We start from the raw sequence: 20027 nt of genomic DNA on the forward strand, positions 1-20027 counted from the left end.
CAGCTTCGCCTGGCTGTACTGCGCGGTCAGCTTCGCCCGGGAGAAGGCGAGGATGAAGTGCCGCCGCGCCCAGAGCTGACGGACGTACTCGACGAGCGACGGCCGGGCACCACTCACCGTCAGCCCGTACTTGGCGGCGAGCTCGGCCGCCGTGAGGCCCTCGTCGGGCGGCGCGGGCGCGCTGACCGCGACCGTGCCGTCGTGCGTTGTCTCACTCACTGATGGAAGCTTTCCCTCTTCGAGATGCGCGGGCCCGTACGGACCCGGCATGTGCCGGGGAGCCTGGGTGCGGCCCCGATGTTCCGGACACGAGCTTGTCAGATGACAGGGGGCCGGCCCAGTCGGGTCAGCCGCCACACCGTACGCCACCTCATGGGCCGGCGCGGGCCGCAGGGGGTGCTCCATCCCTCCCGGAAACCGCCGAACCAGGCATTGAGGGCCGGGCGGGAGGGTCTGCGGAGCAGGGTGAGCAGCATCCAGGCGCCCAGGTAGAGGGGGACCAGGGGCGCGGGAAGGTTGCGACGGGCCAGCCAGACGCGGTTGCGGGCGACCATGCGGTGGTAGACCGCGTGCCGCGAGGGGGCGGTGGCCGGGTGGTACAGCACCATGTCGGACCGGTAGTCGATCATCCAGCCCGCGTCGAGGGCCCGCCAGGCCAGGTCGGTCTCCTCGTGCGCGTAGAAGAACGCGCCGGGCAGCCCGCCGACGTCGGCGAAGACCCGGGTGCGTACGGCGTTGGCGCCGCCGAGAAAGGTGGTCACCCGGGAGGAGCGCATCGGGTCGGCGGCGCGCAGCCGGGGCACGTGGCGGCGCTGGGTGCTGCCGGTGTCCGGGTCGGCGATGCGGAAGCTGATGATGCCGAGCTCCGGGTCGGCGGCGAACGCCTGGCGGCACAGCTCGGCGGTGTCGTGGTGGGCCAGGAGGCCGTCGTCGTCGAGGAACAGCAGGATGTCGACGTCCTGGCCGCCCGGGCCGAACGCCTCGATGCCTACGTTGCGGCCGCCGGGGATGCCGAGGTTCTCCGGCAGCTCGACGGTGCGCACGCCGTCGGGGACCTCCGGGACGGGCGAGCCGTTGCCGACGACGACGACCCGGACCGGGTCGCCGTCCTGTTTGGCGACCGAGTCGAGCAGGGCGCGCAACTCGTCGGGGCGGTTGCCCATGGTGATGATCACCGCGCCGACCTTGAGGGAGGATCCCACAGCGGTCACCTCAGCCTGCTGGAAGCGAGGACGGACACCAAATGCAGCAGCGTCTGCAGCAGGGCTATCCCGGCGAGGACGGCGACACCCAGGCGGGTGAAGAACAGGTCGCCCCGGGCGGCGTCGACGATCGCGAGGACCAGGATCAGCAGGGACGCCTCCATGCCGAGGATCAGCCGGTGGAACTTCAGGGCTCCGGCGGCCCGGCGGGCCAGCGCCATGCCGGAGGAGCGCGGCTCGGCGGCGGCGTCCTTGACCGGCGGCAGCCCGCCCTGGTGGCGGGCCACACCGACCAGGTCGGTCTCGGCCTTGATCAGGATGGCGCCGAGGGCGGCCAGGGTACCGAGGAAGGCCCAGAGCCAGTCGATGCGGCCGGAACCCCACAGGTCGGCGGCGCGCAGGCCGAGACCGACGAGGACGGCCGCGTCACACAGGTAGGCGCCGACCCGGTCCAGATAGACCCCGCTGAGCGAGAACTGCTGCTTCCAGCGGGCCACCTCGCCGTCCACGCAGTCGAGGAGCAGGTACATCTGCACCATGACCACGCCGAGGACGGCGCCCGTGATCCCCGGCACCAGCAGGGCCGGGGCGGCGAGGACGCCGAAGACGGTCATCAGATACGTGAGCTGGTTGGGCGTGACCCTGGTGTTCACCAGGTAGCGGTCCACCCGCAGGGACACCTCACGCATGTAGAGGCGTCCCATCCAGTGCTCACCGCTGCGCCGGTCCTTCACCCCCGCGGGGTGGACGACCGGACGGAGTTCAGCTACCGATGGCCTTGACATAGTCGGCGTAGACGTCCTTGATCTGTTCGGTCTTCAGGTCGAGATGTTCGAGGATCGTGTAACGGCCGGGACGGGTCTCGGGGGCGAATTCGACGACTTTGACGAACTCCTCCGTCGTGAAGCCGATCTCCTGAGGCAGTACCGGGAGTCCGTGCCGGCGCAGCACTTCGGCCATGTAGGCCGACTCGTCGTGCGCGCCACGCAGGTACATCGCGAAGGCGGCGCCCAGGCCGCACTGCTCCCCGTGGGCGGCGGCCCGCTGGGGGTAGAGCAGGTCGAAGGCGTGGTTGATCTCGTGGCAGGCCCCGGAGGACGGCCGCGAGTCGCCCGACACCGACATGGCGATGCCGCTGAGGACCAGCGCCTCGGCGAGCACCTGGAGGAAGTCGTTGTCGCCGATGCCTCCGGGGTGGCGCAGCACGGACTCCCCGGCCTGTCGGGCCATGGCGGCGGCGAGCCCGTCGATCCGCTCGCCCTTGACCGTGCAGGCCAGTTCCCAGTCGGCGATGGCGGAGACGTTGGAGATGGCGTCGCCGATCCCGGCGCGCACGTAGCGCACCGGGGCTTCCCGGATGACGTCGAGGTCGATGACGACCGCGATCGGGTTCGGCACGCCGTACGAGCCGCGGCCCGCGTCGTTGTCGAGGGTGGCCACGGGCGAGCAGAGGCCGTCGTGCGCGAGGTTCGTCGGTACGGCGACCAGCGGGAGGCCGACGCGTGCCGCGGCGAACTTGGCGCAGTCGATGATCTTGCCGCCGCCGAGTCCGACGATCGCGTCGTAGTGGCCGGCCTTCATGGCACCGGCCAGCCGGACCGCGTCGTCCAGGGTGCCGCCGCCGACCTCGTACCAGGTGGCGCCGGGCAGCGAGGGGGAGAGCCGCGCGCGCAGGTCGGCGCCGGAGCCGCCGCTGACGGCGACGGCGAGGCGGCCGGACTGCGAGATGCGTTCGTCGGCGAGGACGTAGCCCAGGTCGTCGAGGGCACCTGGGCGGATGTCGACGACGAGCGGCGAGGGGATGAGCCGGGTCAGTAGAGGCATGCGATCTCCCGGCCACGGGCGAGATCGTCGTGGTTGTCGATCTCCACCCAGTCGACGTCGCCGATGGGCGCCACGTCGATCCGGAAGCCGTTGTTCACCAGTTCCTGGTAGCCGTGCTCGTAGAACTGCTGCGGGTCGGTCTCCCACACGGTCTTCAGCGCGTCGGCCAGCGCGGGGGCGGCGTCGCCCTCGATGAGGGTGACGCCGATGTACTCGCCGGTGGCCTCGGCCGGGTCCATGAGCTTGGTGATCCGCGTCATGCCCTTGCCGGGCTCGGCGACGACCTTCATCTCCTCGTCCGCCAGGGACTTCACGGTGTCGAGGGCGAGGATGATCCGCTTGCCGTCGCCGCGGGCGGCGAGCAGCGTCTTCTCGACGGAGACCGGGTGCACGGTGTCGCCGTTGGCGAGGATCACGCCGTCCTTGAGGGCGTCACGGCCGCACCACAGGGAGTAGGCGTTGTTCCACTCCTCGGCCTTGTCGTTGTCGATGAGGGTGAGCTGGATCCCGTACTTCTGCTCCAGGGCCGCCTTGCGCTCGTACACGGCCTCCTTGCGGTAGCCGACGATGACGGCGGCCTCGGTCAGGCCGATCTCCGCGAAGTTGCCGAGGGTGAGGTCCAGGACCGTCGGTTCACCCTCCACTCCCTCGGGCCCCACCGGCACCAGTGCCTTGGGCAGGGTGTCGGTGTAGGGGCGCAGACGCCGTCCGGCGCCGGCCGCCAGCACGAGGCCGATCATGCGGGTTCTCCTTCATCGTGTACGGCGGGTGCGCCGCCCCGGTGGGCGGACACCCAGAAGCGGATGCTCTCGACGAGCGCCAGCAGGGCCACGGCCACGGCGAGCACCGTGAGCGCGACGGCGAACTGCGAGGCGGTGAGCAGGGCGGCCAGGACGACGACCGCCAGGGTGCGGCCCTCGTGCCCTCCGATCGCCCGCACCAGCCAGGGCGGGGGCGCGCCCGCGTCGCCGCGGATGCGGTAGACCGTGTCGTAGTGATGGTAGGCGACGGCGGCCACCAGCCCGTAGGCCGCCGGAAGCGCTCCGTTCACCTCTGCGTCGGCCGCCAGTGCAAGGACGGTGCCGTACTCGGCGGCGCGGAGGAACGGCGGGACCAGCCAGTCGAGGGGGCCCTTGAGAGGGCGGGCGACGGCCAGGGCGGAGGTCAGGACGTACAGGAGGGCGGCGAGGACGGGCCACGGTCCGCCGAAGCCGGTCAGCGCGGCCGCGGCGACGACGGCGGCGCCGCCGAGCAGGGCGACGGCGGGGGCGGTGAAGCCTGGCAGGCGCCGCGCGGTGGCCCGCAGTGCCCCGGCGAGGCGTTCGGCGAGCGGTCCGGTGTCGGCGAGGTCCGCGAGGGCGCGCGCCGCGCGGTCGGTCCTGTGTGCCTTACGGGTGAGGGAGCGCAGGACACGGCCGGCCGTGGTGTACGTCGCCGCGAAGGCGCAGCCGATCAGCAGGGCGTAGAAGGTGATGCGGGGGGTCGTGAGGGCCGTGAGAACGGCGATCATCGCCCAGCGTTCACCGATCGGGAGGACGATCATGCGGCGCACCCAGACCGTCCATCCGACGCTGTCGAGCTTGTCGGAGAGAGCGGCGGTGGGACTGGTGTCGGCGGTGGCGGCCGTACTGTCGGCGTTCGCCTCGTTGAAGGAGAAGTCCACGACGTGCCGGCAGGTCTGCAGGACCATCGCGCCGAGGGCGAGGGCCCATACGTCGTCGCCACCGCGGGCCGCGCCGAGGGCGAGGCCGGCGTAGTAGGCGTACTCCTTGGCCCGGTCGAAGGTGGCGTCGAGCCAGGCGCCGAGGGTGGAGTACTGCAGGGAGTAGCGGGCGAGCTGGCCGTCGGTGCAGTCCAGCACGAAGGAGGCGAGGAGCAGGACACCGGCGGCGACGAAGCCCGTGCGGGTGCCGGTGGCGGCGCAGGCGGCCGCTATGAGCGCGGTGAGCAGGGAGGCGGTGGTGACCTGGTTGGGGGTCAGTCCGCGCCGGGCGCACCAGCGGGCGATGTAGCGGGAGTACGGGCTGATGCAGTAGGTGGTGAAGAAACCGTCACGGGCCTTGACGGCCGACTTCAGCCGGACGGCCTCGTCGTCCACCGCGGCGACGGCCTGCCGGGCCTCGTTGCGGGCCTGCGGGTCGTCGGGGACGGTGGCGACGAGGCTGCCGAGGTCGGGGCGGTGCGGGTCGCTCCCGTCGGCGCTCAGGGCGGCGACGATGCGGTCGGAGAAGGTGCCGGTGAGGGTGGTGCCGGCGGGCGTCGGGGTTCCGCCGGAGGCGGTCTCGCCGGAGGCGGTCTCGGCCTCGGTGGTGGCAGCGGTCCCGGAGACCGCGGTGGTCCCGGAGACCGCGGTGGTCCCGGAGACCGCGGTGGTCGCGCGGGCCATCGCGAGGGTCAGAGCCTGGCGCGCGGCCGGCTGGGCGGTGACGGCACCGGGGATCGCGGCGAGCGGGAAGCGGGGGTCGGTGAGGCCGAGGCGCAGCGCGTGCTCATGACCCACGAACCGGGCATCGACGACGGCGACCCGCTGTCCGGTGGGCACCTCGGCGAGCAGGGTCTCGGCCGCCGCGGTGTCGGACGCGATCCGCACGTCGAAGCCGAGGGAACGCAGGTCCGCCTCGAGCGACGAACCCGGAACCGGCTGACCGGTGAGGATGGCGGTCGACAACCGAATCTCACTCCCTGGATGCCGACGCGTCCACGCCGGTCGTGTACATGATGGGGGGCGCCCGTACGGGGCCTCCGGACGGCATGTCGGCTGAGGTTAGCGGATGTCCCTGAACCCGCGTTCACCGCCTGTTCGACGGTTGGATCGTTGTGGTTTCACCTGCGTCCCTGCCGCGATCATCATCGGGGATAGCGGGGTCGGCCCACAAACCGCCTACCCAGAAGGGGCATTGAGGCGAATACCGGGCAGCGCCCGGTATGGCTCCGCCCGGCGCGGGCCGGGCCACCGGGTCGGTCCCCGTCGCCGGTGAAAGCGGTTGCCCCGGGACGCGTACGAGGCAGGCCACGATCGATACCAGGGAGCGGGTTGTCAGCCTCTGACCAGCGCAATGTCCGCATCGAAGTCCGCGGGCAGCCCGACGGGGGCCCTGAGCGGGCGGCCCGGCCCGTACCGTACCGCCGGGAGGACGAGGACCCTCCCGCCCCGCGCCGGGCACCGTGACGGCGGGCACTCCACGCTCCCCGCGCCGGCGGTCGCGCACGGCAAGCCCGATGTGGATCTCATCACGGAGGCCACGCCCTGTGTCCTGACCCATGCGCACAGTGAGACCGGGCCGACGCCCGGCGGCACCCGCGCCCGTGACCGGCCGGCACCGCCGGCCGGGTTGTCCAAGAGGTGCGCGCACCGCCCCGAGCATGCCTGACCTGCGAACCGTTTCCGCAGGTCACGGCACATGACAACGGTGTTCAGTGCCACGTTGCCCGATACCCCCTGCCCGTAGTTCACTGTGAGCCGGACGAGTCATGGAGGGACGGCTTTCATGGGGGCTGGGCACGATCACGGGCACGCACACGGCGCGCACGCCGGCGGTACGGCGAGCGCGGCGTACCGCGGCAGGCTGCGGGCGGCGCTGGCGATCACGCTCGGTGTCATGGTCGTCGAGATCATCGGCGGCCTGCTGGCCGACTCGCTCGCCCTCGTCGCCGACGCGGCGCACATGGCGACGGACGCGCTGGGGCTCGGCATGGCCCTGCTGGCGATCCATTTCGCGAACCGCCCGCCGAGCGAGCGCCGCACCTTCGGCTACGCCCGCGCGGAGATACTCGCGGCGCTCGCGAACTGTCTGCTGCTGCTCGGGGTGGGCGGCTACGTGCTGTACGAGGCGATCCAGCGGTTCCTCGCACCGGCCGGCACCGAGGGCGGGCTGACGCTGGTCTTCGGCGCGATCGGCCTGGTCGCCAACTTGGTGTCGCTGACGCTGCTGATGCGCGGGCAGAAGGAGAGCCTGAACGTGCGCGGGGCGTTCCTGGAGGTGGCCGCCGACGCGTTCGGCTCGGTCGCGGTGATCGTCTCGGCGCTGGTCATCGTGGCGACCGGCTGGATGGCCGCCGACCCGATCGCCTCCCTCGTGATCGCCGTGCTGATCGTGCCCCGCGCCTTCAAGCTGCTGCGCGAGACCCTGGACGTCCTGCTGGAGGCGGCGCCCAAGGGCGTGGACATGGCCCAGGTCCGGGCGCACATCCTGGGCACGCAAGGCGTCGAGGACGTGCACGATCTGCACGCCTGGACCATCACCTCGGGCATGCCGGTGCTCTCCGCGCATGTGGTCGTCAGCTCCGAGGCACTCAGTGCCATCGGGCACGAGAAGATGCTGCACGAGCTGCAGAGCTGTCTGGGCGACCACTTCGACGTGGAGCACTGCACCTTCCAGCTGGAACCGCGCGGTCACGCGGAGCACGAGGCGCGGCTCTGCCACTGAGACGGCACCCGGCTGCGGGTGCCGTCCGAGTGGCGTGACGCGGCGCCGTGACATGACATGACATGACATGACGACGGTGAGTGCGGGATGCGGCTGGGGCGGGAGGCGCCGCTGGGGCGTGAGGCCGGTATTCATACGCTGGGGGGAGCATCCTTCCGCCCCCGTACCGACGTCCTTTCCCTCATGGCGTCCCGCTCCTCGCGGTTCTCCCGCCGCCGGTCCGGGCAGATCGTCCACCGGGCCCCTCTTCCGGTACGCGGCCTGCGCCGACCGCGGGCCGACCTCCCGCGGGACATGCGGGCGGTGCGGGGGAGTGCCGGGAGTGCCGGATCCGTGCGGCAGACTTGGGGTGCGAAGACCGAATGAAGGATGGGTATGCCGATCACACCTGCCACCGCGACGCACAACCCGTCGAGCCCTGCCGCCGAGGCGATTCTGCTGGAGCTGGTCGACGAAGACGGCGTGACGATCGGCACCGCGGAGAAGCTCGCCGCCCATCAGCCCCCGGGGCAGCTGCACCGGGCGTTCTCGGTGTTCCTCTTCGACGAGCACGGGCGGCTGCTGATCCAGCAGCGGGCGCTGGGCAAGTACCACTCCCCCGGTGTGTGGTCCAACACCTGCTGCGGGCACCCCTACCCCGGTGAGGCGCCGTTCGCGGCGGCGGCCCGGCGGACCTTCGAGGAGCTGGGGCTGTCCCCGTCGCTGCTCGCCGAGGCGGGCACGGTGCGCTACAACCACCCGGATCCGGCCTCCGGTCTGGTCGAGCAGGAGTACAACCACCTGTTCGTCGGCGTGGTGCAGGCACCGCTGCGTGCGGATCCCGAGGAGGTGGCGTCCACGGCGTTCGTGACCCCGGACGAGCTGGCCCGGCGCCATGCCGAGGACACCTTCTCGGCGTGGTTCATGACCGTGCTGGACGCTGTCCGCCCGGCGGTCCGGGAGCTGACGGGACCGTCGGCGGGCTGGTGACCGCGCGGGGGCCGGTCGCGGCTCCGCCTGCGTTTGGACGTCGGGCCTGCCTGGGCTCGAGCGACGGGCCCCTGCCGTCGGTGGTGACCGTCGGAGCGTGTGCGCGTGCGGCCGTCAGACCTGCGCGTGCTTGAGCGGCAGGGCGGCCCAGATCACCTTGCCGCCGCTCGCGGTGTGCTCGACGTCGCACATGCCGTTCGCCTCGCGGGTGATCTCGCGCACCAGGAGCAGTCCGCGGCCGCCGGTGCGACCGTGGTCCGCCTCCAGGGCGGTCGGGCGGTAGGGGTGGTTGTCCTCCACGGACACCCGGACCCACTCGGCGCCGACGGCGACCTCGACGGCGAGCATCGGGGAGAGCAGTGCCGCGTGCCGTACGGCGTTGGTGACCAGTTCCGACACGATCAGCAGCAACCCCTGGACGACGACGTCGGCGACCGGCACCCCCTGGCGCAGCAGCAGGTCCCGTACGGCGTGGCGCGCCTGCGGGACCGAGGCGTCGACAGCGGGAGCGGTGAACCGCCAGACGCCTTCGTACGGCAGCGGTGCCGAGCGCGGTGGTGCGGCCTCCGCCTCGGTGGGTCTCTCCCCGCCCTCCGGGCGTGGGCCGGGCCCACGCCCCTGGTCGTCCATCGTCCGGTCGCCATCCTCACGCTCGATTGTCACCACACGTCGAGTGTTGGTAACTCTGCGCGCCGCACCGCGGCACTGAACAGAAGTCAGCGGATATCGAGCGTTTCTGACCGTTGACGTATGCCATGGGTGGCTGCGGGACTGTTTCTGTCTGCCCTGTGTCGCGTCGGTGGACTATTCGGGTTGTACAGGTTTGGCGCCCGGCCCGGTGCTCTCCGGGCCCGCCAGCCGGTCGGAGACCATGCCCACGATCCTGCGCCCGCCGTAGCCGGTGGCGATCAGACCGAGCCCGTCGAAGAGCAGGGCGAGCGAGAGGAAGGCGCCGATCACGTACTGGCTGCTGCCCGGCCAGGTGACCAGCACCAGGATTCCCAGGAGGAGGCCCAGAACACCCTGCAGGAGCGTCACGCCGAACTGCGGACCGCGCACCACCATGCTGCCCACCAGGCGGAACAGTCCGCCGGTGAGGAACAGCAGCGCGGCGAACATGGTCAGCGCCTCGGCCGCCGCCTCCGGTGTGCGCAGGACCACCACGCCGGCCGCGATGTTCAGTGCCGCGACGATCACAGCGAGCCAGAAGAAGTTGCTGTGCCGGGCCTGGACGGCGTGCAGCAGCGAGACCACGCCGCCGATCAGCAGCAGCCAGCCGAACAGCACCATCGTCGTCAGAGTGGCGACGCCGGTGTAGACGAGACCGATGAGGCCGGCGACGACCAGGATCACGCCGAGTGCGGCGAGCCAGCTGAAGCCGCCCTTCAGTCGGGCCGCCTCGTGCCCCCGGTGTCGCGTAACGCTTCACGCGCTCCTGCTGATCAGCGCCCCGACCGGGGCGGATAGCATCCGGCGCATGGAGCCGCAGCTGTCGCACAGCGTCACCGAATCGGTCGCCACGGTCGTCATCCGCCATCCGGCGAAGCGCAACGCCATGACGACCGCGATGTGGCGCGCGCTGCCACCGCTGCTCGACGCGCTGGCGGACGACGCCGGGGTGCGGGCGCTGGTGCTCACCGGCGAGGGAGGGACGTTCTGCGCCGGGGCCGACATCTCCACGCTCAAGGGATCGCCGTGGGAGGCGCAGCGGCTCGCCGTGGCGGCCGAGGAGGCGCTCGCCGCGTTCCCCAAACCGACGCTCGCGGCGGTCCGGGGACACTGCGTCGGCGGCGGGGCACAGTTGGCGGCAGCCTGCGATCTGCGGTTCGCGCAGGAGGGAGCGGTGTTCGGGGTGACCCCGGCCCGGCTCGGGATCGTCTATCCGGCCTCCTCCACCCGGCGGCTGGTGTCGCTGGTGGGACCCTCCGCCGCCAAGTACCTGCTGTTCTCCGGCGAGCTGATCGACGCCGCGCGGGCGCTGCGTACGGGGCTGGTCGACGAGGTGCTGCCCGCGGACGGACTGGACCGGCGGGTCGTGGAGTTCACCGCGACCCTGGCCTCGCGTTCGCAGCTGACCCAGGCCGCGGCGAAGGAGTTCGCGAACGGGCGCACCGACCGTGACGCCCACTGGAACGGCCAGGCGCAGGAAGGCGGCGACACCGCGGAGGGGGTCGCCGCCTTCCTGGAACGAAGGCCGCCCCGGTTCAACTGGAGCCCGCCGGGACGGCGGTAGGGTACGGCGTCCGCAGCGAGCAGGCATGCCGAAGCCTTGACGAGGTATCCGGAGGTCACTCCTTCCGTCCCGGCCGGGACGGAAGGGAAACCGAAGGAGGAGACACGTGTTGCGTGCCATCGCGGATGTCCTGCGTCAGATCGGCGGCGCCATCGCCACCGTCGTGACACTGCCGTTCCGAGCGCTGGCCCGGCTGTTCGGGGGTGCCTCGTCGGCCGGCCGGGGCCGACGCGCCTGACCCGGCGCGCACCACCGCCCGGCGAGTCGCCGCCCTGATCCCCGATTGTCGGCATCACCTGCCACAATTGCCGCGCAACCTCAGCGAAGAAGGCGGTACGGGATCGTGACGACACCCCTCCAAGGGTCCATCGAAGGCAGGATCGCCGGGGAGCTCGGCGTACAGGAGCGGCAGGTCAGGGCCGCCGTGGAGCTGCTCGACGGCGGTTCGACGGTGCCCTTCATCGCCCGCTACCGCAAGGAAGCCACCGAGATGCTCGACGATGCGCAGCTGCGCACGCTCGAGGAGCGGCTGCGCTATCTGCGGGAGCTCGAGGAGCGTCGTAGGGCGATCCTGGATTCGGTGCGCGAGCAGGGCAAGCTCACCGAGGAGCTTCAGGCGCGGATCCGGGGCGCGGAGACCAAGGCGCGCCTGGAGGACATCTATCTGCCGTACAAACCCAAGCGGCGTACCAAGGCGCAGATCGCGCGTGAGGCGGGGCTCGAACCGCTGGCGGACGGGCTGCTCGGGGACCCGGGTGTCGACCCCCTCGCCGCGGCCGCCGCGTTCGTGGACGCCGACAAGGGTGTCGCCGATCCACAGGCCGCCCTGGACGGCGCGCGGGCCATCCTCACCGAGCGGTTCTCGGAGGACGCCGACCTGATCGGCGAGCTGCGGGAGCGCATGTGGGTGCGCGGGCGGCTGGCCGCCAAGGTGCGCGAGGGCAAGGAGGAGGCGGGTGCCAAGTTCTCCGACTACTTCGACTTCGCCGAGCCGTTCACCGAGCTGCCCTCGCACCGGATCCTGGCGGTGCTGCGCGGCGAGAAGGAGGAGGTCCTGGACCTCGTCCTGGAGCCGGAGGAGGCGACGGAGGGCCCGTCCTCGTACGAGGGCACGGTGGCCCACCGGTTCGGGATCGGCGACCGGGGCCGCCCGGCCGACAAGTGGCTGCTCGACACGGTCCGCTGGGCGTGGCGCACGCGCATCCTGGTGCATCTCGGCATCGACCTGCGGCTGAGGCTGCGTACGGCGGCCGAGGACGAGGCGGTGCGGGTGTTCGCGGCGAATCTGCGCGACCTGCTGCTCGCCGCTCCGGCCGGTACCCGCGCGACGCTCGGTCTCGACCCGGGCTTCCGTACGGGTGTGAAGGTCGCCGTGGTCGACGCGACGGGCAAGGTCGTCGCCACCGACGTGATCCACCCGCACGTCCCGGCGAACCGGTGGGACGAGTCGATCGCCAAGCTGGCCCGGCTCGCGAAGGAGCACGCCGTCGAGCTGATCGCGATCGGCAACGGCACGGCGTCCCGCGAGACCGACAGGCTCGCCGGCGATCTCATCACCCGGCACCCCGAGCTGAATCTGACGAAGGTGATGGTGTCCGAGGCCGGCGCCTCGGTGTACTCGGCGTCCGCGTTCGCCTCGCAGGAGCTGCCGGACATGGACGTGTCGCTGCGCGGGGCGGTGTCGATCGCGCGCCGGCTCCAGGACCCGCTGGCGGAGCTGGTGAAGATCGACCCGAAGTCGATCGGTGTCGGCCAGTACCAGCACGACCTGTCCGAGGTGAAGCTGTCACGCTCGCTGGACGCGGTGGTGGAGGACTGTGTGAACGGCGTGGGTGTGGACGTCAACACGGCGTCCGCGCCGCTGCTCGCCCGGGTCTCCGGCATCACCTCCGGGCTCGCCGAGAACATCGTGACCCACCGGGACGGCAACGGGCCGTTCGCCTCCCGCGGCGAGCTGAAGAAGGTGCCACGGCTCGGCCCCAAGGCGTACGAGCAGTGCGCGGGCTTCCTGCGGATCCGCGGCGGCGACCCGCTGGACGCCTCCAGCGTGCACCCGGAGGCCTATCCGGTGGTCCGGCGCATGATGCAGAAGTCCGGTGAGGAAGTCGCCTCCCTGGTCGGCAACACGGGAGTGCTGCGCTCGCTGAGGCCGCAGGACTTCGTGGACGAGACGTTCGGTCTGCCGACCGTCTCGGACATCCTCAAGGAGCTGGAGAAACCGGGGCGCGACCCGCGGCCGGCGTTCAGGACCGCTGCCTTCAAGGAGGGCGTGGAGAAGATCTCCGACCTGTCCTCCGGGATGATCCTGGAGGGCGTGGTGACGAACGTGGCGGCCTTCGGCGCGTTCGTCGACATCGGCGTCCACCAGGACGGTCTGGTACACGTCTCCGCCATGTCGAAGACGTTCGTCAAGGACCCTCGTGACGTGGTGAAGCCGGGCGACATCGTCAAGGTGAAGGTCCTCGACATCGACATTCCGCGCAAGCGGATCGCGCTGACGCTGCGGCTGGACGACGAGGCCGCGGAGCAGACCGAGGCCCCCGGCGGGCGCGGGCAGCGCGGTGGGGCACGCCCGCCGCAGCAGCGCCAGGGGCAGGGGCAGGGGCAGGCCCGCGGTGGGGGCGGTGGTGGCGGTCGCGGAAGCGGCGGCGCGCGTCAGGCCACCGCGCGTCAGGCCACCGCGCCGGCGAACAGCGCGATGGCCGACGCCCTGCGCCGGGCGGGACTGGTCGACCCGAAGAAGGGCAAGCGCTAGGCCTGTCGGGCCCGCGCACGGGGTCCCTCGCTCGAAGGGTTGGGCGGGCGGAGCGAAGGTCGACGCGGTGGGGCCCTCGTTTACGGGGGCCCGTCGCGTCCAAGAGTCCGGGACGGGCGTGCCGGTGCCCGCGTCTCCCGCATGATCCGCCGGACGGGCGCCCGACCCGGCGTCGGCTCCGACGGCTTCCCGGTCCCTCCGCTGCGGTGCGAGGGACCGGGCGTCCGGTCCTGACCGGACCGCGTAGCCCTGCACATGATGCGGTCGAAACCGGTCCGCCCTCGGCGGAGTCCGTTCTGCCACCGCCCGGCGGTCGGGCCGGCCCTTGCTCGGTCAGTGACCGGTCAGTGCTCGATGACCTTGCCGTCGGCCACTTCCAGGCGGCGGGTGACGTGCACCGCGTCGAGCATGCGTCGGTCGTGGGTGACGAGGAGCAGGGTGCCCTCGTAGGAGTCCAGGGCCGATTCCAGCTGTTCGATGGCGGGCAGGTCGAGGTGGTTGGTCGGCTCGTCGAGGACGAGGAGGTTGACGCCCCGCCCCTGGAGGAGGGCGAGGGCGGCGCGGGTGCGTTCACCCGGCGAGAGGGTGACCGCCGGACGCATCACATGGTCCGCTTTGAGGCCGAACTTGGCCAGCAGGGTGCGGATCTCGGCCGGTTCGGTGTCGGGGACCCCGGCGCGGAAGGCGTCGAGCAGGGCCTCGGTGCCGTGGAACAGCGCGCGGGCCTGGTCGACCTCGCCGAGCAGCACGCCCGAGCCGAGCGCGGCGTGCCCGGAGTCGACCGGGACACGGCCCAGCAGGGCGCCCAGCAGGGTGGACTTCCCGGCGCCGTTGGCACCCGTGACGGCGACCCGGTCCGCCCAGTCGATCTGCAGGGTGACCGGCCCGAGCACGAAGTCGCCGCGCCGTACCTCGGCGTCCCGCAGCGTCGCCACCACCGCGCCGGAGCGCGGGGCCGCCGCGATCTCCATGCGCAGATCCCACTCCTTGCGCGGCTCCTCGACCACCTCGAGGCGTTCGATCATGCGCTGGGTCTGGCGGGCCTTGGCGGCCTGCTTCTCACTGGCCTCGCTGCGGAACTTGCGGCCGATCTTGTCGTTGTCGTTGCCCGCCTTGCGGCGCGCGTTCTTGACGCCCTTGTCCATCCAGGACCGCTGGATCTGTGACCGGTCCTGGAGCGCGGACTTCTTGTCGGAGTACTCCTCGTACTCGTCGCGGGCGTGCCGGCGGGCCACCTCCCGTTCCTCCAGGTAGGCCGCGTAGCCGCCGCCGTAGAGATTGATCCGTCCCTGGGCGAGGTCGAGTTCGAGGACCTTGGTGACGGTGCGGGTGAGGAACTCGCGGTCGTGGCTGACCACGACCGTCCCGGCGCGCAGACCGCCGACGAAGCGTTCGAGGCGCTCCAGGCCGTCCAGGTCGAGGTCGTTGGTCGGCTCGTCGAGGAGGAAGACGTCATAGCGGGACAGGAGGAGGGAGGCGAGGCCGGCGCGGGCCGCCTGGCCACCGGAGAGAGACGTCATCGGCTGGTCCTGGCCAACCGTCAGACCGAGGGACGCGGTGACCTCCTCCGCGCGCTCGTCGAGGTCGGCGCCTCCGAGTGCCAGCCAGCGCTCCAGGGCTTCCGCGTACGCGTCGTCGGCACCGGGCGCGCCGTCGACCAGGGCCTGGGTCGCCTCGTCCATCGTCCGCTGGGCCTCGGCGACACCGGTACGGCGGGCCAGGAAGTCCCGGACGGTCTCGCCGGGCCGGCGCTCCGGCTCCTGCGGGAGATGGCCGACGGTCGCCGTGGGCGGGGAGAGCCGCAGCTCGCCCTGTTCCGGCGCGGTGAGCCCGGCGAGCAGGCGCAGCAGGGTGGACTTGCCAGCACCGTTGGCACCGACCAGGCCGATCACGTCGCCGGGGGCGACGACGAGGTCGAGGCCGCTGAACAGGGAGCGGTCGCCATGGCCGGCGGAGAGGTTCTTGGCGACGAGGGTGGCAGTCATCAGACCGCCGATCCTAGCGTCTCTAGAATTCTGCAGTTGCCCGAGTGTTCCGGGCTTTTCGGGCGCGGCGTGGCCGTGTGCGGTCGCCTTGCCGTGGTCCGAACCTCGGGGTGAGGGGGTGGACTGCGGTGGCGTGCAGGTGGTGAAAGCCGGTCCGCTCGGCGTTGCGGGTGCGTTGCCGACAGATTCTGCGTGAGGGCCGCCTGCGGCCGGCCGGAAGAAGGGCGTCTTCTTCCGGCCGGTCGGGGGCGGGTACTCCATGACCTGATACCGGTCCGTGTGCGGCTGGTGCCTGGGTGTCATGCCCCGCCGGACGCTTTACCACCCTGGTGGGGGTGGTGGCGGGGACCGTACGCGCTTCGGGCGCACGGCGGGAAGTCCGAAGGTCCGGACCGGGGTCCGGGACGGCGGCAGTGTGGCGGGCGCTGTGGCGTCCGGCGGGGCTGGGCCTGCCGGGAGTGGGGCGCGCCTTGCCGGGGGTGGTCTTGGGGCCGCGCGGACGGGGCGGGGCCGTCTCGGCCTGGCCCTGGCGGCGCAGGCGGCGGGTGGTCTTCTGCGGGCGGCGCACCACGGACACGGTGCCTTCGATGGTGGCGCGGATGGCCCGGACGCCGGTGGCGCGCTCGAGGGTGGTGTGGGGCTGGGCGAGCAGGCCGCGGGAGACGATCCGGCGGGCGGAGGCGTGGTCCCGGTCCAGCGAGAGCCCGCACCCGGAGCAGCGGGCCCACTTCCAGCCCCGTTCCGTCAGTCGGTCGGGGGCGGGGTGGTGGGTCAGCGGGTTGAGGCAGGTGGGGCAGAGCCTGGAGGTGCCGCGGGCGGGCACGGTGACGACCACGACACCGGCCTTCGCGCCCAGGTGCCGGATGGCTTCGGCGAGGGTGCCGCGGACCTGTCCGGACAAGCGGGCGTTGCCGCGTCGGTGGCCGCGGGCTTCGAGGGTGGCGAGGTCTTCGAGGTAGATGACGGACGCGCCGAGCGCTGCCGCCTGGTCAACAGCCCAGCGGGCGGCGGCCCAGGCCAGCGCGTCGTTGAGGTGGCGGATGCGGGCACACACGTGCGCGTGCTCCACCGCCAGCACCGCCGCGCGTGCGGCGTGTCCGCCCCAAGCCGGGTGTGGGGAGCCGAGCCCGTCCGCGAGAGCCTGGCAGGCGTCGCGTTTGGCGGCGAGGTGCTCGCGCACCCCACGCAGCCGGTGGAGTTTCGCGCTGACGGTGGTGGCATCGAAGACGAGGGGACGCTCGTCGGTGACCACCCGCTGGCCGGCACCCCGGCCGGTCAGACGGCCCAGGGTGCCGGTGAGCAGGGTGTTCACCCCCCAGTCGAAGCCAAGTCCCACCGCGTGGCCGGTCGCTTCGAGGGCCGGGGCGGGCTTGGAGTGCGGCAGGTCGACGGCGATGCGGCCGGTGCGGGTGGGGCGCAGGGTCGGGGTGTGCAGCACCGCATCGCCGTCGACGGTGCCGGGCAGCCGGATGTCCAGGATGTGCCAGGCCCACGCCCGGCCCGAGGCGGGTGCCGCGCACAAGGGCAGTTTGACTCGCAGCCGGGCGGTGGCCGCATCCACCCGTTCCAGGGTGACCTGCTGGCGGTCCATCGCCGCAAGCACCACCAGCGGAGCGATCTGTGGCGGGCCCTCCAGGGTGCACAGTCCGGCGGGCGGCTGCCCGTGCGCGGCCAGATGGGCGCGGATCTGCCGGGTCCGGTTACGGATCTCCGCACCCGATGCTCCGGCGGGCAGCAGCCGGCGCAGTGCGGTCCACTCCGCCTCGGTGCGACGGCGCGGGCCGGTGGGCCAAGTGGCCAGGATCACGGCCACGATGGTCCGCCGGTGCAGGGCCAGGCGCAGGGTGCGGGCCGCGTACTCCTGCGCGCCCCGGCGCACCCGGTCCGAGACATACACTCCGGCCGCAGGCGTCACCTCGCCCGTCCACTCCAGACGCCGGAGCGCCATCCACCCTTTCGCGGGCAGTGCCTCGCCCCGCGCGTCGAGGCCGGCGGCCAGCACATCCAGGGATTCCTCGTCCCATCGGGAGGCGACCAGGGCGCCGGTCAGTTCCTGGCTCAACCGGGCCAGGAATCCCACCCGTTCCAGCAGAGTCCGCTGCCCGACGCGCTCGCCGGTGGCCTCCAGGACGCCGGAGTAGGCGGTGCATGTGGCGGTCGCCACCAGCTTGGTCACACCTCACCACCTCCAGCCCGCGACACCGTTCCAGGAGCAGGAGCAGGGAGTTCGATGCGGTTGTCGGCTTCGGCCAGCAGGCGGCGGCGTGCCTCGCGTGAGCGCATCCCGTACGTCCGGCCCGCGAAGGTCGCCACCAGCGACATGAAGTCGTCCAGCAGCTCCTCCATCCCCCCGGCCGCCCCCTTGGCGTGCATCACTTCCACCTCGGCCCCGTGATGGGCCAGGACCTGGATCAGCCAGCCGACCCCGAACCGAGCCAGCCGGTCCGCATGCGTGACCCGCACATGCGTGCCGGTCCAGCCCCGGCCGCGACTCCCGCAGCCCCGAGGCCCGATCTCTGAAGACCGCGACCACCACCCCCGAGGCCGAAGCCCGCAACTCCGCTTCCTGAACTCGCCCGCCGCCGCCCGCTTCACCAATGCGGCCGGCGACGACTCCTGCCCACTGGTCCCCGAAACGCGCACATACAACGCCTCGCGACGACCACCGCCGCCCGCGACACCGGTCAGCACGTCCGACGCCTCAACGGAGAACCGGCGTTCCTTGCCCACCCACACCACCGGGACCTTGCCCTCGTTCGCCCACAGCCGCAGCGTGCCCGGGTGCACACCCACCCGACGCGCAGCCACTGACAACCGAAGAAACTCCATGCCCGACAACCTACGGACCCCGCACCACCAGCCCATCAGAATCAGCAGGAAACACATTCAATCGGAGGAAACCCGACCCGAAACCCTGCAGATCGACCGCGCATCCGATAAGCAACATCGCTCAGCCTGCTCAAGCGAAAGCCGCAACAGTTGAAGACCCTTCGCACGTCACCCCTCGGACATCCGGTTGTCGGCCCTCCCGCGGCCGCCGCACTCCCCCGGGCCTCTCCTCGTGCGCTTCCCCTCCCCCGCGCGCTTCCCCGTACGCGCTCCCCGCCGCCGGTGTTCACCGCCGCACCGTCGTGGTCAGGACCGCCCCGGCGGTGCGGGCCACCAGGTAGGACTCCCCCCTGACCGTCCTCGGGTCCAGAGGGATGCGGTGGCGGCCCGGTTCCAGGACGCCGTCGAAGACTTCGTGGGTGTGGGTGCGGGCGAGGCGGTCGACGCGGTACGCCGTGAGGTGCACCCGGCACGACGAGGTGACCTCGACCTCCGCGTCGGCGCCCGCGGCGGCTTCCGCCGAGGCCGAGGGGGCCGGAGCGGCCAGGGCGGTCAGGCGGCGCTGCTCGGGCGGGCTGCGGTCCAGGGCGTGCTCGGTCCGGGCGACGAGCAGCGGGACGATCGGGGCACGGCCGTCGACGCAGGGCACGTCGACGTCGGCGGCGGCGAAGGCGGCGCGCACGGCGTCCCGTTCGGCGGGGCCGACCGAGCGGCCGAAGACGACCGCGCCGTAGCCGCGCAGTTCGTCGGCGGGGACACCGTCGGCGTCGTGGGCTATGTCGGCGCCGACGCCGATGGTGCGCAGGGCCGCGGCGAGCTTGGCCAGCAGGGCGACACGGGCGCCGATCAGCAGGACGCGGCGGCGGGTCCCCGGGGCGCCACCGGCCAGCAGGGCGGCGAGGGCCGTGCGGTAGTCGGCGCCGCGGAAGCGGAACGGGCCCAGACCGTGGTATCCGTTGCGTTCCAGGTCGGCGTGTTCGTCGGTCTGCCAGGCGAAGTCCCGCCAGATGTAGTCCTCGCCGTCCTGCTCGATGGCGGCGGTCACCGCGCCGCAGGCGAGGTCCTCGCAGTCGGGGCAGCCGTAGACGATGTACCGGCCGGACGGCAGCGGTGCCTCGGTCTCCAGCAGGAGGCTGCGGACCTGGGCGGTGAAGATGGCGGGCGGGATGTCGGAGGCGAGCGGGGAGACGGCGTCGAGGTCGGAGAGGCGGAACAGCAGCGGGCGTCCGTCGACGACGAAGTCGACGAAGTCCCGGTGGAGCTGGTAGTCACCGCCGGAGAGGATTCCACCGGCACGGAGCGCCGGTGTCAGGCCGAAGGTCGCGTACTCGGCAGACATGCTGTGAGTATTCCCGCAAAGGGACGGATCTGAGCACTGCATGACATATTCCGCTAACGCCCCCGCATGGAAAACGAACCTTTCTTCGATGTCCGTGTGATCGGCGGCGGGGTCGTCGGGCTGACGACGGCCGTCGTCCTCGCCGAGCGGGGCGCGCGTGTACGGCTGTGGACGCGCGGCCCGGTCGAGCGGACCACCTCGGCGGTTGCCGGGGCACTGTGGTGGCCGTACCGGATCGAGCCGGTGGCGTCTGTGCCCGCGTGGGCGCCGCGTTCGCCGGACGTGTACGAGAAGCCGACCGCGCGGCCGGAGGTCACCGGTGTACGGATGGTCGAAGGGGTACTGGGCGAGACCACGCTGGACGAGGCCGGCGCCTGGGCCGCCGCGCGGCCACGGCGGCGCGGGCGTCACCGTGGGCTGGGCTGCGCGGAGGAGGCGGCGGAGCCCGCCCTGGGGTGGGGCGG

Annotated in this window: 16 protein-coding genes and 2 pseudogenes; 6 read left to right on the forward strand and 12 right to left on the reverse strand. The window is 72.2% G+C overall.

Translation table 11 applies throughout. From position 1 onward, the window contains the following. The 6 genes and pseudogenes from ACFPZI_RS21755 to ACFPZI_RS21780 form a co-directional block, all read right to left on the reverse strand. Nucleotides 1-219: pseudogene (locus tag ACFPZI_RS21755) on the reverse strand (ABC transporter permease); the annotation flags it as partial. Nucleotides 220-317: 98 nt separating this feature from the next. Further along, complete coding sequence (locus tag ACFPZI_RS21760) at nucleotides 318-1163, reverse strand: glycosyltransferase family 2 protein (RefSeq protein WP_381365667.1); 846 nt, start codon at nucleotides 1161-1163, stop codon at nucleotides 318-320. Between the two features lie 44 nt (nucleotides 1164-1207). Next, entirely contained in the window at nucleotides 1208-1987 is a 780-nt protein-coding gene (locus tag ACFPZI_RS21765; RefSeq protein WP_381365452.1) for a CDP-alcohol phosphatidyltransferase family protein, read from the reverse strand. Next, nucleotides 1965-3026 (reverse strand): iron-containing alcohol dehydrogenase family protein, encoded by a 1062-nt coding sequence (locus ACFPZI_RS21770; protein ID WP_381365454.1) that lies wholly within the window; start codon nucleotides 3024-3026, stop codon nucleotides 1965-1967. Before ACFPZI_RS21770 ends, ACFPZI_RS21765 begins: the two co-directional genes overlap by 23 nt. Further along, entirely contained in the window at nucleotides 3014-3766 is a 753-nt protein-coding gene (locus ACFPZI_RS21775; RefSeq protein ID WP_381365457.1) for a phosphocholine cytidylyltransferase family protein, read from the reverse strand. The genes ACFPZI_RS21770 and ACFPZI_RS21775 overlap by 13 nt, the downstream gene beginning before the upstream one ends. Beyond that, nucleotides 3763-5694 (reverse strand): DUF5941 domain-containing protein, encoded by a 1932-nt coding sequence (locus ACFPZI_RS21780; RefSeq protein WP_381365460.1) that lies wholly within the window; start codon nucleotides 5692-5694, stop codon nucleotides 3763-3765. The genes ACFPZI_RS21775 and ACFPZI_RS21780 overlap by 4 nt, the downstream gene beginning before the upstream one ends. Before the next feature lie 820 nt (nucleotides 5695-6514). On the opposite strand from ACFPZI_RS21780, the gene ACFPZI_RS21785 reads away from it, so the two are divergent. Both ACFPZI_RS21785 and idi read left to right on the forward strand, forming a co-directional pair. Continuing rightward, nucleotides 6515-7453 (forward strand): cation diffusion facilitator family transporter, encoded by a 939-nt coding sequence (locus ACFPZI_RS21785; RefSeq protein ID WP_381365462.1) that lies wholly within the window; start codon nucleotides 6515-6517, stop codon nucleotides 7451-7453. Between the two features lie 375 nt (nucleotides 7454-7828). Beyond that, on the forward strand, nucleotides 7829-8422 hold the full coding sequence (gene idi, locus ACFPZI_RS21790) for an isopentenyl-diphosphate Delta-isomerase (RefSeq protein ID WP_381365465.1): 594 nt from the start codon (nucleotides 7829-7831) through the stop codon (nucleotides 8420-8422). A gap of 114 nt (nucleotides 8423-8536) precedes the next feature. On the opposite strand, the gene ACFPZI_RS21795 is transcribed toward idi, so the two are convergent. After that, nucleotides 8537-9052 carry an ATP-binding protein gene (locus ACFPZI_RS21795; protein ID WP_381365670.1) on the reverse strand — a complete coding sequence of 172 codons (516 nt, stop codon included), beginning with the start codon at nucleotides 9050-9052 and terminating at the stop codon, nucleotides 8537-8539. Between the two features lie 174 nt (nucleotides 9053-9226). Continuing rightward, complete coding sequence (locus tag ACFPZI_RS21800; protein WP_381365673.1) at nucleotides 9227-9811, reverse strand: HdeD family acid-resistance protein; 585 nt, start codon at nucleotides 9809-9811, stop codon at nucleotides 9227-9229. A gap of 88 nt (nucleotides 9812-9899) precedes the next feature. Between ACFPZI_RS21800 and ACFPZI_RS21805 the strand changes: the two genes are divergently transcribed. The 3 genes from ACFPZI_RS21805 (at nucleotide 9900) to ACFPZI_RS21815 (ending at nucleotide 13410) form a co-directional block, all read left to right on the forward strand. Next, a complete protein-coding gene (locus ACFPZI_RS21805) occupies nucleotides 9900-10655 on the forward strand; it encodes an enoyl-CoA hydratase/isomerase family protein (protein WP_381365468.1) in 756 nt (251 codons plus the stop codon). 106 nt (nucleotides 10656-10761) lie between these two features. Continuing rightward, nucleotides 10762-10893 carry an LPFR motif small protein gene (locus ACFPZI_RS21810; RefSeq protein ID WP_381365471.1) on the forward strand — a complete coding sequence of 44 codons (132 nt, stop codon included), beginning with the start codon at nucleotides 10762-10764 and terminating at the stop codon, nucleotides 10891-10893. A 105-nt stretch (nucleotides 10894-10998) separates the two neighbouring features. Then, nucleotides 10999-13410, forward strand: coding sequence for a Tex family protein (locus ACFPZI_RS21815; RefSeq protein ID WP_381365474.1), 2412 nt, complete (start codon nucleotides 10999-11001; stop codon nucleotides 13408-13410). Nucleotides 13411-13754: 344 nt separating this feature from the next. On the opposite strand, the gene ACFPZI_RS21820 is transcribed toward ACFPZI_RS21815, so the two are convergent. The 4 genes from ACFPZI_RS21820 to ACFPZI_RS21835 form a co-directional block, all read right to left on the reverse strand. Next, nucleotides 13755-15395 (reverse strand): ABC-F family ATP-binding cassette domain-containing protein, encoded by a 1641-nt coding sequence (locus ACFPZI_RS21820; RefSeq protein WP_381365477.1) that lies wholly within the window; start codon nucleotides 15393-15395, stop codon nucleotides 13755-13757. Nucleotides 15396-15417: 22 nt separating this feature from the next. Further along, complete coding sequence (locus tag ACFPZI_RS21825) at nucleotides 15418-17571, reverse strand: zinc ribbon domain-containing protein (protein WP_381365480.1); 2154 nt, start codon at nucleotides 17569-17571, stop codon at nucleotides 15418-15420. Further along, nucleotides 17568-18209 (reverse strand): hypothetical protein, encoded by a 642-nt coding sequence (locus ACFPZI_RS21830; RefSeq protein ID WP_381365482.1) that lies wholly within the window; start codon nucleotides 18207-18209, stop codon nucleotides 17568-17570. Before ACFPZI_RS21830 ends, ACFPZI_RS21825 begins: the two co-directional genes overlap by 4 nt. A 301-nt stretch (nucleotides 18210-18510) precedes the next feature. Next, complete coding sequence (locus ACFPZI_RS21835; protein ID WP_381365485.1) at nucleotides 18511-19563, reverse strand: oxidoreductase; 1053 nt, start codon at nucleotides 19561-19563, stop codon at nucleotides 18511-18513. Nucleotides 19564-19629: 66 nt separating this feature from the next. Between ACFPZI_RS21835 and ACFPZI_RS21840 the strand changes: the two are divergent. Next, nucleotides 19630-19968, forward strand: a pseudogene (locus ACFPZI_RS21840) (FAD-dependent oxidoreductase); the annotation flags it as partial. Between the last annotated feature and the right edge of the window lie 59 nt (nucleotides 19969-20027).

The organism is Streptomyces chlorus, from assembly GCF_042655885.1.
Taxonomy (GTDB): Bacteria; Actinomycetota; Actinomycetes; order Streptomycetales; family Streptomycetaceae; genus Streptomyces; species Streptomyces chlorus.